This is a genomic window from Rheinheimera sp. MMS21-TC3, assembly GCF_032229285.1.
Classification (GTDB): Bacteria; Pseudomonadota; Gammaproteobacteria; order Enterobacterales; family Alteromonadaceae; genus Alishewanella.
On record NZ_CP135084.1, the window covers coordinates 485,791 to 500,341 of the forward strand.

Here is a 14,551-nt window from a genome sequence, read left to right on the forward strand (position 1 = left end):
TTATTGGAATGCTTTAATATATAAAGCAGCTTTATCTTAGCGATTAAGCAGCAAACCGCAACTATTAACTTAGCCTTAATCAGAATGACTTTGGCTCATTAATAGTCAATAAGACGTTTTATTGAGCAAACAGACTCCAAAAGGTAATTTTATTTAAAGTAGCACTTGCACCTTAAAGTTAAAGCTCTATAATGCGCGCCATGCCAACGGGGATACGCAGTAAGGGTTCTCCAAGCGGTTTAAGAAGTGAGTCAAAATTCTTTTTAAAAGAGGCTTGACAGCAAGGCTTAAATCTCTAAAATGGCGCCCTCGCTTCGCAGTGGTAACAAACACTGTAAAGCAGGCAAGAAAGTCAGGTGTGAAGATAGGTTTTACGCTAGCTAAATTAGCAAAAAGAATTATCTTCACGCTTGACTTAAAAACTGGGAAGTGTAATATACGCCTCCCGCTTCTTAAGTAGAAGCACGCTCTTTAACAATTCGCAATCAATCATCTGTGTGAGCACTTATGATGGCATTTCACAAAAATGAAATACATCGGTTGAGTGACTACACATAGAAATATGTTTTAAGTCATTACAATTGAGCAGCTACTTAGGTAGCAGAAAGAACTTTAATAGAAGAGTTTGATCATGGCTCAGATTGAACGCTGGCGGCAGGCCTAACACATGCAAGTCGAGCGGTAACATGCCTTCGGGTGATGACGAGCGGCGGACGGGTGAGTAATGCGTAGGGAACTGCCAAGCAGAGGGGGATACCAGTTGGAAACGGCTGTTAATACCGCATAACGTCTACGGACCAAAGAATGGGACCTTCGGGCCATTCGCTGTTTGATGTACCTACGTGAGATTAGCTAGTTGGTGAGGTAATGGCTCACCAAGGCGACGATCTCTAGCTGGTTTGAGAGGATGATCAGCCACACTGGGACTGAGACACGGCCCAGACTCCTACGGGAGGCAGCAGTGGGGAATATTGGACAATGGGCGCAAGCCTGATCCAGCCATGCCGCGTGTGTGAAGAAGGCCTTCGGGTTGTAAAGCACTTTCAGCGAGGAGGAAGGGGTAAGTGTTAATAGCGCTTATTTTTGACGTTACTCGCAGAAGAAGCACCGGCTAACTTCGTGCCAGCAGCCGCGGTAATACGAGGGGTGCAAGCGTTAATCGGAATTACTGGGCGTAAAGCGTACGTAGGCGGTTAATTAAGTTGGATGTGAAAGCCCCGGGCTCAACCTGGGAATTGCATTCAAAACTGGTTGGCTAGAGTATGTGAGAGGGGGGTAGAATTCCAAGTGTAGCGGTGAAATGCGTAGAGATTTGGAGGAATACCAGTGGCGAAGGCGGCCCCCTGGCACAATACTGACGCTGAGGTACGAAAGCGTGGGGAGCAAACAGGATTAGATACCCTGGTAGTCCACGCCGTAAACGATGTCTACTAGCTGTTCGCGGTCTTGTACTGTGAGTAGCGCAGCTAACGCACTAAGTAGACCGCCTGGGGAGTACGGTCGCAAGATTAAAACTCAAATGAATTGACGGGGGCCCGCACAAGCGGTGGAGCATGTGGTTTAATTCGACGCAACGCGAAGAACCTTACCTACTCTTGACATCTAGCGAAGATTGTAGAGATACGATTGTGCCTTCGGGAACGCTAAGACAGGTGCTGCATGGCTGTCGTCAGCTCGTGTTGTGAAATGTTGGGTTAAGTCCCGCAACGAGCGCAACCCTTATCCTTAGTTGCCAGCACGTAATGGTGGGAACTCTAGGGAGACTGCCGGTGATAAACCGGAGGAAGGTGGGGACGACGTCAAGTCATCATGGCCCTTACGAGTAGGGCTACACACGTGCTACAATGGTATGTACAGAGGGAGGCAAGCTGGCGACAGTGAGCGGATCTCATAAAGCATATCGTAGTCCGGATCGCAGTCTGCAACTCGACTGCGTGAAGTAGGAATCGCTAGTAATCGTGGATCAGAATGCCACGGTGAATACGTTCCCGGGCCTTGTACACACCGCCCGTCACACCATGGGAGTGGGTTGCAAAAGAAGTAGATAGCTTAACCTTCGGGAGGGCGTTTACCACTTTGTGATTCATGACTGGGGTGAAGTCGTAACAAGGTAACCCTAGGGGAACCTGGGGTTGGATCACCTCCTTACCTTAAGTGAAATAAAGTTATAAGTGTTCACACACATGATTGATTGCAGAGATAGAGCAAATAAAGTTCTTGCGACGGATATTTGTTTTTAGGCGAGTTATACGCCGAGCGAGTGAAGGAGTTGACACTAGGTCAATGACTGAGCGAGTAAGAAAGTATAGCGAAGTGTAAAATCAAATAGACCAGCAAACGGGTCTGTAGCTCAGGTGGTTAGAGCGCACCCCTGATAAGGGTGAGGTCGGTAGTTCGAGTCTACTCAGACCCACCAAATTCACTTTATGCGTCGTTGCAGCAAGCCTCACATACGAAAGTATGCTTCGGTTCACTGCGCCTAGCCTAAACTGAATTTACGATTATCAATAACACTTATTACAAAGGTTTTTGTGTTAGGCGAGATATACGACGAGTAAGAGAAAGAGTTGGCTAGTGCCAATGACTGAACGAGCGAGGAAGTATAGCGAAGCATAACGCAAAAAGATGAAGTAAGAAGAGGGGTTATAGCTCAGCTGGGAGAGCGCCTGCCTTGCACGCAGGAGGTCAGCGGTTCGATCCCGCTTAACTCCACCAACACCTTTTATGCGTTGTTGCAGCGAACCTCACATACCTAAGTATGCTTCGGTTCACCGCGCCTAGCCTAAAAGTCGTTGGTTAGACTGATAATGATTGCTCTAAAAATTCAAATATAAGCACTTAACAAGCTTAAGTTTTTATATTTGAGTTTAATCTCAAACTGCTCTTTAACAATTTGGCAAGCTGAAAGTAAAAAGAAACAAGCTAAGCAACCGCTTCTTTATAAGAAGTGAGTGTGACGCAAGACACACTGTATAATACTCAAGACATCTTGGGGTTGTATGGTTAAGTGAATAAGCGTACACGGTGGATGCCTTGGCAGTCAGAGGCGATGAAGGACGTGTTAATCTGCGAAAAGCTTAGGTAAGGTGATAAAAACCGTTATAGCCTAAGATATCCGAATGGGGAAACCCAGTGCATTTATGCACTATCGTTACATGAATACATAGTGTAACGAGGCGAACCGGGAGAACTGAAACATCTAAGTACCCCGAGGAAAAGAAATCAACCGAGATTCCGTCAGTAGCGGCGAGCGAACGCGGACTAGCCCTTAAGCTAGCTAGGTGTTAGTGGAATACGTTGGAAAGCGTAGCGATACAGGGTGATAGCCCCGTACACGACAATACCTTTTTAGTGAAAACGAGTAAGACGGGACACGTGATATCCTGTTTGAACATGGGGGGACCATCCTCCAAGGCTAAATACTCCTGACTGACCGATAGTGAACCAGTACCGTGAGGGAAAGGCGAAAAGAACCCCTGTAAGGGGAGTGAAATAGAACCTGAAACCGTGTACGTACAAGCAGTGGGAGCCCCTTCGTGGGGTGACTGCGTACCTTTTGTATAATGGGTCAGCGACTTACATTTTGTAGCAAGGTTAACCGAATAGGGGAGCCGTAGGGAAACCGAGTCTTAACTGGGCGATAAGTTGCAGGGTGTAGACCCGAAACCGGGCGATCTACCCATGAGCAGGTTGAAGGTTGGGTAACACTAACTGGAGGACCGAACCCACTAATGTTGAAAAATTAGGGGATGACTTGTGGGTCGGAGTGAAAGGCTAATCAAGCTCGGAGATATCTGGTTCTCCTCGAAAGCTATTTAGGTAGCGCCTCGAGCGAATACCATTGGGGGTAGAGCACTGTTTGGGCTAGGGGGTCATCCCGACTTACCAACCCCATGCAAACTCCGAATACCAATGAGTACTACTCGGGAGACACACGGCGGGTGCTAACGTCCGTCGTGGAAAGGGAAACAACCCAGACCGCCAGCTAAGGTCCCAAAGTAATGATTAAGTGGAAAACGATGTGGGAAGGCATAGACAGCTAGGAGGTTGGCTTAGAAGCAGCCATCCTTTAAAGAAAGCGTAATAGCTCACTAGTCGAGTCGGCCTGCGCGGAAGATGTAACGGGGCTAAATCATTCACCGAAGCTGCGGACTTGTGCTTGCACAAGTGGTAGAGGAGCGTTCTGTAAGCGGTTGAAGGTGTACCGGGAGGTATGCTGGACGTATCAGAAGTGCGAATGCTGACATGAGTAACGATAAGGGGAGTGAAAAACTTCCCCGCCGAAAGACCAAGGGTTCCTATCCCATGTTAATCAGGGTAGGGTGAGTCGACCCCTAAGGCGAGGCTGAGAAGCGTAGTCGATGGGAAACGGGTTAATATTCCCGTACCGACCAATACTGCGATGGGGTGACGGAGAAAGCTAGGCAGGCGCGGCGTTGGTAGTCCGCGTGAAAGTAAGTAGGCTGAGAAACTAGGCAAATCCGGTTTCTTAAGGCTGAGATACGAGACGAGTGTCCAAGGACACGAAGCTGTTGATGCTATGCTTCCAGGAAAAACCTCTAAGCTTCAGGTATTGGTGATCGTACCCTAAACCGACACAGGTGGTCAGGTAGAGCATACCAAGGCGCTTGAGAGAACTCTGCTGAAGGAACTAGGCAAAATAGTACCGTAACTTCGGGAGAAGGTACGCTCTGGTGTGTTAAGGACTTGCTCCGTAAGCATACTAGAGTCGCAGTGACCAGCTGGCTGCAACTGTTTATTAAAAACACAGCACTCTGCAAACTCGTAAGAGGACGTATAGGGTGTGACACCTGCCCGGTGCCGGAAGGTTAATTGATGGGGTTAGCGCAAGCGAAGCTCTTGATCGAAGCCCCGGTAAACGGCGGCCGTAACTATAACGGTCCTAAGGTAGCGAAATTCCTTGTCGGGTAAGTTCCGACCTGCACGAATGGTGTAATGATGGCCAGGCTGTCTCCAGCAGAGACTCAGTGAAATTGAAATTGCGGTGAAGATGCCGTATACCCGCGGCTAGACGGAAAGACCCCGTGAACCTTTACTATAGCTTGGCACTGAACATTGACCCTACATGTGTAGGATAGGTGGGAGACTTTGAAGCTGGAACGCTAGTTCTAGTGGAGTCGTCCTTGAAATACCACCCTTGTATGTTTGATGTTCTAACGTTGGCCCCTAATCGGGGTCGTGGACAGTGCCTGGTGGGTAGTTTGACTGGGGCGGTCTCCTCCTAAAGCGTAACGGAGGAGCACGAAGGTTGGCTAAGTACGGTCGGACATCGTACGGTTAGTGTAATGGTAGAAGCCAGCTTAACTGCGAGACAGACACGTCGAGCAGGTACGAAAGTAGGTCATAGTGATCCGGTGGTTCTGTATGGAAGGGCCATCGCTCAACGGATAAAAGGTACTCCGGGGATAACAGGCTGATACCGCCCAAGAGTTCATATCGACGGCGGTGTTTGGCACCTCGATGTCGACTCATCACATCCTGGGGCTGAAGTCGGTCCCAAGGGTATGGCTGTTCGCCATTTAAAGTGGTACGCGAGTTGGGTTTAGAACGTCGTGAGACAGTTCGGTCCCTATCTGCCGTGGGCGTTGGATGATTGAGTGGAGTTGCTCCTAGTACGAGAGGACCGGAGTGAACGAACCGCTGGTGTTCGGGTTGTCATGCCAATGGCACTGCCCGGTAGCTACGTTCGGAACGAATAAGCGCTGAAAGCATCTAAGCGCGAAGTCGGCCACGAGATGAGTCATCCCTCAGACTTAGAGTCTGCTAAAGGGTCGTTGAAGACCACAACGTTGATAGGTCAGGTGTGGAAGCGCAGCGATGTGTTAAGCTAACTGATACTAATTGCCCGTGTGGCTTAACCATACAACGCCCAAGCTGTTTTGACGCCAGAGCGCGTGAAAGAAGTGTTATAGTGTGTCGAATTACCTAAGCTTGCTGAATTATTGGAATAGAGTTTTATCACATCCCTCCATGGATTTGGCCTTAACAGGCCGCACTAACGTGCGATAAACTTTGTTCCCGACAAAGTTTTTGCCTGGTGGCAATAGCGCTGTGGAACCACCTGATCCCATTCCGAACTCAGAAGTGAAACGCAGCTGCGACGATGGTAGTGTAGCATTCGCTATGCGAGAGTAGTTCACCGCCAGGCTCCCAATAACAGACCCCAGCTCGATGAGCTGGGGTTTTTTTATTGTCTGCGATTGGTTGGTAACAGCTCGGAATACTGTAGTTCACCGCCGGGCATCCAATAACGACCTATTTGCGCTTATCTGTTTGTAGCTTTACAATAACGGCATTCTTCTTAAGTGTACTTATTATGCGTATTCTGTCTCATGTATCAGCTAAGCCATATTCTACTTTTAGATTTCAGCAAACTTTAGCTGAGGTAATTGAGTTAAGCTCAATAGCAGATTTAAACGCCTATAATCCAGTTAGTGCACCTATTGTCTTAGGTGAAGGCAGTAATACAATATTTCTACAAGATATCACAGCACCAATATGCCGATATATTGCGACAGAAAAATCCATTACAACTATAGATGATAATTATGGACTATTGCATGTTGCTGCTGGACATAATTGGCATGAATTAGTGACATGGACCGTGGATAATTCTTGGTGGGGGATAGAGAATTTAGCTTTAATCCCAGGTGCTGTTGGTGCAGCACCGGTACAAAATATAGGTGCTTATGGCGTAGAACTAGCTGATAGATGTTTGTATGTCGATTTTTATCATTGGCAAACTAAACAAGTGCAACGTATTACCGCTGCCAGATGTAGTTTTGGCTATCGTGATAGCATATTTAAGCAAGATTTAGCTGGTAAAGGTATTATTATAGCCGTTGGTTTGCTATTGCAAAAGGCAGCAATGCCGATCCTCAATTATAATGGTTTAGATAATTTAACTAAAAATGTCAGTTTAAAAACTGTTTATGAAACTGTTATTAATGTCCGAAATGCTAAATTACCTACACCAGATAAGTTAGCAAATTGCGGTAGCTTCTTTAAGAACCCTATTATCAGTCACGAGCAATTTGTGTCGCTACAGCAGGTTTTTCCAACTATACCTGGCTATAAAGTGAATCAGCATTCGATTAAGGTTCCTGCGGCTTGGTTATTAGAGCAACAAGGATTTAAAGGCTACTGCCATGATGGTGTAGGTTGCTATGAGAAACAACCTCTGGTTCTTGTTAATTATGGCTCTGGGACACCTAATAAACTGCTAGAGTTAATAGCTATGATCACTGATACAGTTCATCGTACTTATGCCATTACTTTAGAGCCAGAAGTAAGATTATTATCCGCTTCAGGAATAATTAAGGCGTGAGTAAATCAAGTTTAATTATAATTCGCACTATTCTTGCCAAGTTAAGCTCGGGTGAATTTTACTCTGGTCAAGCTTTAGCTAATGATTTAGGGCTAAGTAGAACATCTGTAGCCAATTATATAAAGCAACTTAAAGAGTTAGGCTTAGATATTTATAGCGTCAAAGGGCGTGGTTACAGCTTATCTTCTGCTATTACTTTACTTGATCCGGTGCAAATAAATGCACCTAAAAGGGTAAAAAGACCGGCTATATTGGTTCATGAAATTACAGACTCCACTAACATTCAACTACAACAGCGAATTAAATCGGGCACCATAACTGAACTAGGATCTGCTATTGTGGCTGAAGCACAAACTGCTGGGCGTGGGCGCAGAGGCAGAAATTGGTATTCTCCCTTTGGCTCTAACTTATATTTTTCTATGTATTGGCGTTTAGACCATGGCATGCAAGGGGCGATGGGGTTAAGCTTGGCTGTTGGCTTAGCAATAGTGCGTACGCTAAAACACTATTATAGTGTAATAGCTAAATTAAAATGGCCAAATGATGTTTATATAAATGATAAAAAAGTAGCGGGTATTTTGATTGAGCTATCAGGTCAAGCGAATGCAGATTGTGATGTCGTTATTGGCCTAGGATTGAATATTAATATGCCTGCTAATGCCAGCAGTAATATAGATCAACCTTTTACTAGTCTAGCGCAACATACTGTATTGCCAATAGATCGAAATAAGTTGATTGTTTATTTACAGCAAGAACTAATTCATATTCTAACAGAATTTAGCCAGTCAGGCTTTGCTGGTTTTGTTAATGAGTTTAATGATGTTAATCAATATCAAAATCGTCTTATAAAAATAATTACAGCAGAGGAACAACTTGGTATTTGTCGAGGAGTTGATGACCAGGGTGCACTTCTATTAGAAACAAAACAGGGATTACAGACAATTTTTGGTGGAGAAGTCTCAGTGCGAGGCCAAAATTAATATGTATTTATTACTTGATATTGGCAATACACGCTGTAAAGCTGCAATATATGAAAAGGGTAATCTACATTTAGTTTCTGATTTAAATACGATTAAATCTAATTATCAACCTATTAAAAAAGTTATCGTTTCCTGTGTAGCTGCAGACTCAAAGGTTCAGTTAATTAAGAATCAATTAAATTATTTAGAGATACCTTGGGTATATGTATATGCAGAAAAAACAGCTTTTGGTCTTATAAACAGCTATATCAATCCAGAGAAGCTAGGTGTTGACCGTTGGCTTGCAATGATAGCTGCTAAGAAGATGTTTGATAATCAAGATTTACTGGTGATAGATGCTGGTACAGCTGTGACATTTGATTGGATTGATCAACAGGGGAATCATCAAGGGGGCTGGATTTTACCTGGCATAAGACTTCAGCAACATGCTGTTGTGAGCAACACGGATAAAGTGATTAATGAAGATAATTTTATGGCTAAATTATTACCGGCAACTAATACTAGTAGTGCGCTACAAAATGGTTGTTTGGCTGCAATAGTTGGTGCTATTCACATGGCTTGGCAAACTAAACGGGTGAGCAAAATAATCCTAACAGGCGGTGATAGTAATTTGTTTTCTGAACACTTAGCCCAGTTACCTGTGGTTATAGAACCTTTACTTATTTTTAAGGGGTTAAGTTGTTATTGCCCGCATTAAATGCTGGTTTTGCACACTTAATAGGCGCTTGGTTAAGAAAAAAGCTTTTTTATGCTATTTAGTGTTGCACACTTTCATTCATTACACTAGAATTCGCACCCACTGACGTTGTGCCGCTTTAGCTCAGTTGGTAGAGCAACTGACTTGTAATCAGTAGGTCATCCGTTCGACTCGGATAAGCGGCACCATTAGTTGTGGAGGGGTTCCCGAGTGGCCAAAGGGATCAGACTGTAAATCTGCTGGCACTGCCTTCGAAGGTTCGAATCCTTCCCCCTCCACCATTTTCGTCAGCAATATAGCTTCGAGTAGGCCGCGGGCATCGTATAATGGCTATTACCTCAGCCTTCCAAGCTGAAGATGCGGGTTCGATTCCCGCTGCCCGCTCCAATCAATTAAATGCTGATATAGCTCAGGTGGTAGAGCGCATCCTTGGTAAGGATGAGGTCCCCAGTTCGATTCTGGGTATCAGCACCAGTTTGAACCTACCTTTAGCTATTTAATCCATTAATTATTATAACTGCCGTTTTGTTAAAAGGGTCTACTCATGGCTAAGGCTAAATTTGAACGTATTAAACCGCACGTTAACGTGGGCACCATCGGTCACGTTGACCACGGTAAAACTACTTTAACTGCAGCAATCACCAACGTATTAGCAAAAACATACGGCGGTCAAGCGTTTGCATTCGACATGATCGATAAAGCGCCAGAAGAAAAAGCACGTGGTATCACTATCAACACCTCACACGTTGAATATGATACACCTACACGTCACTACGCTCACGTAGACTGCCCAGGCCACGCCGACTATGTTAAAAACATGATCACAGGTGCTGCGCAAATGGACGGTGCTATCTTAGTAGTAGCGTCAACAGACGGCCCAATGCCACAAACACGTGAGCACATCTTGTTATCACGTCAGGTTGGTGTTCCTTACATCATCGTATTCATGAACAAATGTGACATGGTAGATGACGAAGAATTATTAGAATTAGTAGAAATGGAAGTACGTGAATTACTTTCAGACTACGATTTCCCAGGTGATGACTTACCAGTAATCCGTGGTTCAGCGTTAAAAGCGTTGGAAGGCGTAGCTGAGTGGGAAGCTAAGATTGTAGAATTAGGTGAAGCGTTAGATACGTATATCCCTGATCCAGTTCGTGCAATTGATAAGCCATTCATCATGCCAATTGAAGACGTATTCTCAATTGCTGGTCGTGGTACAGTAGTAACTGGCCGTGTAGAGCAAGGTATCATCAAAGTAGGCGAGACAGTAGAAATCGTTGGTATCAAAGATACAGTAGCGACGACTTGTACTGGTGTAGAGATGTTCCGTAAGTTGTTAGACGAAGGTCGTGCAGGTGAGAACATTGGTGCCTTATTACGTGGTACTAAGCGTGAAGACGTAGAGCGTGGCCAAGTATTAGCGAAGCCAGGTTCAATCAAGCCACACACTAAGTTTGAAGGTGAAGTGTACGTATTATCAAAAGAAGAAGGTGGTCGTCATACTCCATTCTTCAAAGGTTACCGTCCACAATTCTACTTCCGTACGACAGACGTAACGGGCTCAGTAGAGTTACCAGAAGGCGTAGAAATGGTAATGCCAGGCGACAACTTGAAGTTTGTTGTTGAATTAATTTGCCCAATCGCGATGACAGAAGGTTTACGCTTCGCTATCCGTGAAGGTGGCCGCACAGTAGGTGCTGGTGTAGTATCAAAAATCGTTGCTTAATAGTTAACGTATTTTAGATATCTAAAAGGCCCCAAACGGGGCCTTTTTTATTTAGTTTGCTGCAAAAAAACAAAAAAAGTAAAATCTATTTGCAATAAACAATCACTATGCTTGTGTTAGCCTGTGTACGCAGTATAATAAGCGGCTATTAAAAACTTGGTATTAGTATCAAGTAGTAGTCAGAAGATATAACTTTGTAGGGGCGTAGTTCCAATTGGTAGAACAGCGGTCTCCAAAACCGATGGTTGGGGGTTCGAATCCCTCCGCCCCTGCCACATTTTTTGGTGTAGAAATAGTCTACATCTGGTAGTTAGTTGCTTTTAGCAGTCAAGTTAAGTGAGTCGAAGCATGAGCGCAGCAAGTGAAACCCCAAATAGTGGATTAGAAATAGTTAAATGGTTGTTGGTGTTTGCAATTTTAGCTGCTGCAGTAGTAGGTAATTATGTTTATGAGTTATCTGCATTAGAGCGAGCCATCGCTGTTGTGGTATTGGTTATTATCGCTGGTGTGGTTGCAGGTCAAACATACAAAGGCAAGACCTTTATTAACTTTGCTAAAGAAGCGCGTACAGAAGTACGTAAAGTGGTATGGCCAACTCGCCAAGAAACGATGCAAACAACAATAGTAGTATTAATTGCTACTGTTATTATGGGCATAATTCTTTGGGGATTAGATGCAATTTTATTAAGATTAGTTTCATTTTTAACTGGATTAGGGATTTAAGACATGGCAGAAAAGATGCGTTGGTATGTAGTACAAGCCTTTTCTGGCTATGAGCAGCGGGTAGCAACTTCATTGCGCGAATATATTCGTATTAACGAGATGGAAGATAAGTTTGGTGAAGTCTTAGTGCCTACTGAAGAAGTCATTGAGATGCGGGCAGGCCAAAAGCGTAAATCAGAGCGTAAATTTTTTCCTGGCTATGTATTAGTACAGATGGAAATGTGCGAAGAAGCTTGGCACTTAGTAAAAAGCGTGCCTCGCGTGTTAGGCTTTATTGGTGGCACATCAGATCGCCCAGCACCTATTTCTGAAAAAGAAGCCATGACGATATTAAATCGTCTTGAAGATAATGCTGATAAACCAAAACCAAAAACACTGTTTGAAACAGGTGAAGTTGTCCGTGTTACGGAAGGTCCTTTTGCTGACTTTAACGGTGTGGTTGAAGAAGTTGACTACGATAAGAGTCGAGTTAAGGTGTCAGTACTTATATTTGGTCGTTCAACACCGGTTGAACTTGAGTTTGGCCAAGTAGAAAAAGCATAATTAAAGATTGTAACCGGGCGCTGATTAAAATATAATCTGCGCCCTTTTTAACGTTGGGGAGCCGCTTGAGTAATTGTCCTCGCATTTACAAGGCTAAGACCCTAAAACTGAGGTGAAACATGGCAAAGAAAGTTACTGCACTCATTAAATTGCAGGTAAAAGCTGGTATGGCTAATCCGTCGCCACCAGTTGGTCCAGCATTGGGTCAGCATGGCGTAAACATCATGGAGTTCTGTAAAGGCTTTAACGCTCGTACAGAAAGCATTGAAAAGGGTATGCCAATCCCAGTAGTTATTACTGTATACAGCGATCGTTCATTCACGTTCGAAACCCGTACACCACCTGCAGCTTATTTATTATTAAAAGCAGCCGGTTTAAAAAGCGGCTCAGGCCGTCCAAATACCCAGAAAGTGGGCAAGATCTCTGCAGCTCAGATTGATGAAATCATTAAGATTAAAGAACCTGACTTAACAGCAGCGGATCATGCAGCAGCAGTACGTACTATTGAAGGTACTGCACGTTCAATGGGTTTAGAGGTGGAGGGTTAATCGATGGCTAAATTAACAAAACGTGCAAAGTTAATCCGCTCTAAAGTAGATTCAACTCGTGAATACGATATCAACGAAGCCGTAGCTTTATTAAAAGAGTTAACAGCGGGTAAGTTTGTAGAAAGCATTGATGTAGCTGTTAATCTTGGTATTGACGCTCGTAAATCTGATCAAAACGTTCGTGGCGCTACGGTATTACCACATGGTACAGGCCGTACAGTTCGTGTTGCTGTATTTACTCAAGGTGCTAATGCTGAGGCTGCTAAAGCTGCCGGCGCTGAAATCGTTGGTATGGAAGATTTAGCTGAGCAAGTTAAGCAAGGCGTTATGGATTTTGACGTTGTTATCGCATCACCTGACGCTATGCGTGTTGTCGGTATGTTAGGTCAAATTTTAGGCCCTCGCGGCTTAATGCCAAACCCGAAAACTGGTACAGTTACACCTAACGTAGCAGAAGCAGTTAAAAATGCTAAAGCAGGTCAGATTCGTTACCGTAATGATAAGAATGGTATCATTCATACTACTATCGGTAAAATTGACTTCGAAAGCGATAAGTTAAAAGAAAACTTAGAAGCTTTATTAGTGGCATTAAAGCGGGCTAAACCATCAGTAGCAAAAGGTGTTTTCATCAAGAAAGTTACCATTTCATCTACTCATGGTGCAGGCTTAACCTTAAATCAAGCTTCGTTAACAGCTACGGTTTAATCGTTTAAAGCTTTACAGGGCGTGTTGATTATTTTATAATCTCGCGCTCAATTTTTAGGGTAGAAAGCGCAGGAAGAATTGCGCTTTCCGTCCAAGACCGTAGGTGCTGTAATCTGATTTTACGGCTTAAAATATCAACCTACGCAGACGGTGTAGACCCCAGGACAGATTAGAATCTTTCTGGCCTCACCGTAAATCGCGCGCTTTATGCCAGCATAAAGCGATGTGTAGGAAACTGGACACTAATGTCCAGATGAACCAGGAGTTAAGAGCCAATGGCTATTAAGCTTGAAGACAAAAAAGCAATTGTTGCTGAAGTCCAGGAAGCTGCCAAAGGTGCTTTATCTGCTGTAGTCGCAGACGCTCGTGGTGTCACTGTAGGCAAAATTTCTGCGCTGCGCAAGCAAGCGCGTGAAGCTGGTGTGTGGATGAAAGTTGTCCGTAATACATTAGTTCGCCGTGCAGTAGAAGGCACTGAATTTGAGTGTTTGAAAGATGTATTTGTAGGTCCAACGTTAATTGCGTTCTCTTCTGAGCACCCAGGTGCTGCAGCGCGAATCTTTAAAGAATTCGCGAAAGAGAATAAAGACTTTGAACTTAAAGGTGCAGCTTTCAGCGGTAATACAGTGGATATCGAGTTGTTAGCATCGTTACCAACATACGACGAAGCTATCGCACGCTTGATGAGCACAATGAAAGAGGCAGCAGCCGGCAAACTTGTACGTACAATTGCCGCGGTTCGCGACCAAAAACAAGAGCAAGCCGCGTAATTATACGTATGGTTTGATAGTAAAGTTTAATCGGGATTCGTCCCCTAATTTAGGGATCTGAGCAATGTCAGTGACTAAAGATCAAATCTTAGATGCTATCGCAGCAATGTCTGTAATGGATGTAGTTGAATTAGTATCTGCAATGGAAGAAAAATTCGGCGTTTCTGCCTCTGCTGCCGTAGCTGTTGCTGCAGGCCCAGCGGCTGCTGCTGAAGAGCAAACAGAGTTTAACGTAGTGTTAGCTGGTATCGGTGCTAATAAAGTATCTGTTATCAAAGCTGTTCGTGGCGCTACAGGTTTAGGTCTGAAAGAAGCTAAAGACTTAGTTGAATCAGCTCCAGCTGTTATCAAAGAAGGCGTTTCTAAAGACGAAGCAGCAGAACTTAAGAAAACTCTTGAAGAAGCTGGTGCCTCTGTTGAAGTCAAATAATCCGGCTTATACTGGATTATTTGCCTAAAATTTAGGCTGGGCTGGTGATGAATTAATCACCGGCCTTTTTGCGCTGTG

Annotated in this window: 10 protein-coding genes, 7 tRNA genes and 3 rRNA genes; all 20 read left to right on the top strand. The window is 44.3% G+C overall.

Translation table 11 applies throughout. The features are described from left to right. Positions 1–613 precede the first annotated feature (613 nt). The 20 genes from RDV63_RS02530 to rplL all read left to right on the top strand — a co-directional run bounded on the left by RDV63_RS02530 (position 614) and on the right by rplL (position 14,473). A 16S ribosomal RNA gene (locus RDV63_RS02530) occupies positions 614–2,148 on the top strand. 191 nt (positions 2,149–2,339) lie between these two features. Next, a tRNA-Ile gene (locus tag RDV63_RS02535) sits at positions 2,340–2,416 on the top strand. A gap of 223 nt (positions 2,417–2,639) precedes the next feature. After that, positions 2,640–2,715 (top strand) — tRNA-Ala (locus tag RDV63_RS02540). A 286-nt stretch (positions 2,716–3,001) separates the two neighbouring features. Further along, positions 3,002–5,883, top strand: a 23S ribosomal RNA gene (locus RDV63_RS02545). A 171-nt stretch (positions 5,884–6,054) separates the two neighbouring features. Then, positions 6,055–6,169 (top strand): 5S ribosomal RNA (gene rrf, locus RDV63_RS02550). Together the 16S, 23S and 5S rRNA genes with 2 tRNA genes alongside form the textbook arrangement of a ribosomal RNA operon. Before the next feature lie 168 nt (positions 6,170–6,337). After that, positions 6,338–7,348 (top strand): UDP-N-acetylmuramate dehydrogenase, encoded by a 1,011-nt coding sequence (gene murB, locus RDV63_RS02555; protein WP_313907951.1) that lies wholly within the window; start codon positions 6,338–6,340, stop codon positions 7,346–7,348. Continuing rightward, positions 7,345–8,328 carry a bifunctional biotin--[acetyl-CoA-carboxylase] ligase/biotin operon repressor BirA gene (gene birA / locus RDV63_RS02560; protein WP_313907952.1) on the top strand — a complete coding sequence of 328 codons (984 nt, stop codon included), beginning with the start codon at positions 7,345–7,347 and terminating at the stop codon, positions 8,326–8,328. Before murB ends, birA begins: the two co-directional genes overlap by 4 nt. Position 8,329: 1 nt before the next feature. Then, entirely contained in the window at positions 8,330–9,025 is a 696-nt protein-coding gene (locus RDV63_RS02565) for a type III pantothenate kinase (RefSeq protein ID WP_313907953.1), read from the top strand. A 112-nt stretch (positions 9,026–9,137) separates the two neighbouring features. Continuing rightward, positions 9,138–9,213 (top strand) — tRNA-Thr (locus tag RDV63_RS02570). Between the two features lie 8 nt (positions 9,214–9,221). Then, positions 9,222–9,306 (top strand) — tRNA-Tyr (locus RDV63_RS02575). Positions 9,307–9,337: 31 nt separating this feature from the next. Then, positions 9,338–9,412 (top strand) — tRNA-Gly (locus RDV63_RS02580). An 11-nt stretch (positions 9,413–9,423) separates the two neighbouring features. Further along, positions 9,424–9,499, top strand: a tRNA-Thr gene (locus RDV63_RS02585). 70 nt (positions 9,500–9,569) lie between these two features. After that, a complete protein-coding gene (gene tuf / locus RDV63_RS02590) occupies positions 9,570–10,754 on the top strand; it encodes an elongation factor Tu (protein ID WP_313907954.1) in 1,185 nt (394 codons plus the stop codon). Between the two features lie 198 nt (positions 10,755–10,952). Beyond that, a tRNA-Trp gene (locus RDV63_RS02595) sits at positions 10,953–11,029 on the top strand. Positions 11,030–11,102: 73 nt separating this feature from the next. Then, positions 11,103–11,477, top strand: coding sequence for a preprotein translocase subunit SecE (gene secE, locus RDV63_RS02600; RefSeq protein WP_313907955.1), 375 nt, complete (start codon positions 11,103–11,105; stop codon positions 11,475–11,477). 15 nt (positions 11,478–11,492) lie between these two features. Further along, the gene (gene nusG, locus RDV63_RS02605; protein WP_409934851.1) at positions 11,493–12,020 is read left to right on the top strand and encodes a transcription termination/antitermination protein NusG; all 528 of its coding nucleotides are present in this window, start codon (positions 11,493–11,495) and stop codon (positions 12,018–12,020) included. A gap of 119 nt (positions 12,021–12,139) precedes the next feature. Beyond that, entirely contained in the window at positions 12,140–12,568 is a 429-nt protein-coding gene (gene rplK / locus RDV63_RS02610; protein ID WP_313907957.1) for a 50S ribosomal protein L11, read from the top strand. 3 nt (positions 12,569–12,571) lie between these two features. Then, positions 12,572–13,273 (top strand): 50S ribosomal protein L1, encoded by a 702-nt coding sequence (gene rplA / locus RDV63_RS02615; RefSeq protein WP_313907958.1) that lies wholly within the window; start codon positions 12,572–12,574, stop codon positions 13,271–13,273. Between the two features lie 275 nt (positions 13,274–13,548). After that, the gene (gene rplJ / locus RDV63_RS02620; RefSeq protein ID WP_313907959.1) at positions 13,549–14,043 is read left to right on the top strand and encodes a 50S ribosomal protein L10; all 495 of its coding nucleotides are present in this window, start codon (positions 13,549–13,551) and stop codon (positions 14,041–14,043) included. A gap of 64 nt (positions 14,044–14,107) precedes the next feature. Next, complete coding sequence (rplL, locus tag RDV63_RS02625) at positions 14,108–14,473, top strand: 50S ribosomal protein L7/L12 (protein ID WP_313907960.1); 366 nt, start codon at positions 14,108–14,110, stop codon at positions 14,471–14,473. Positions 14,474–14,551 lie beyond the last annotated feature (78 nt).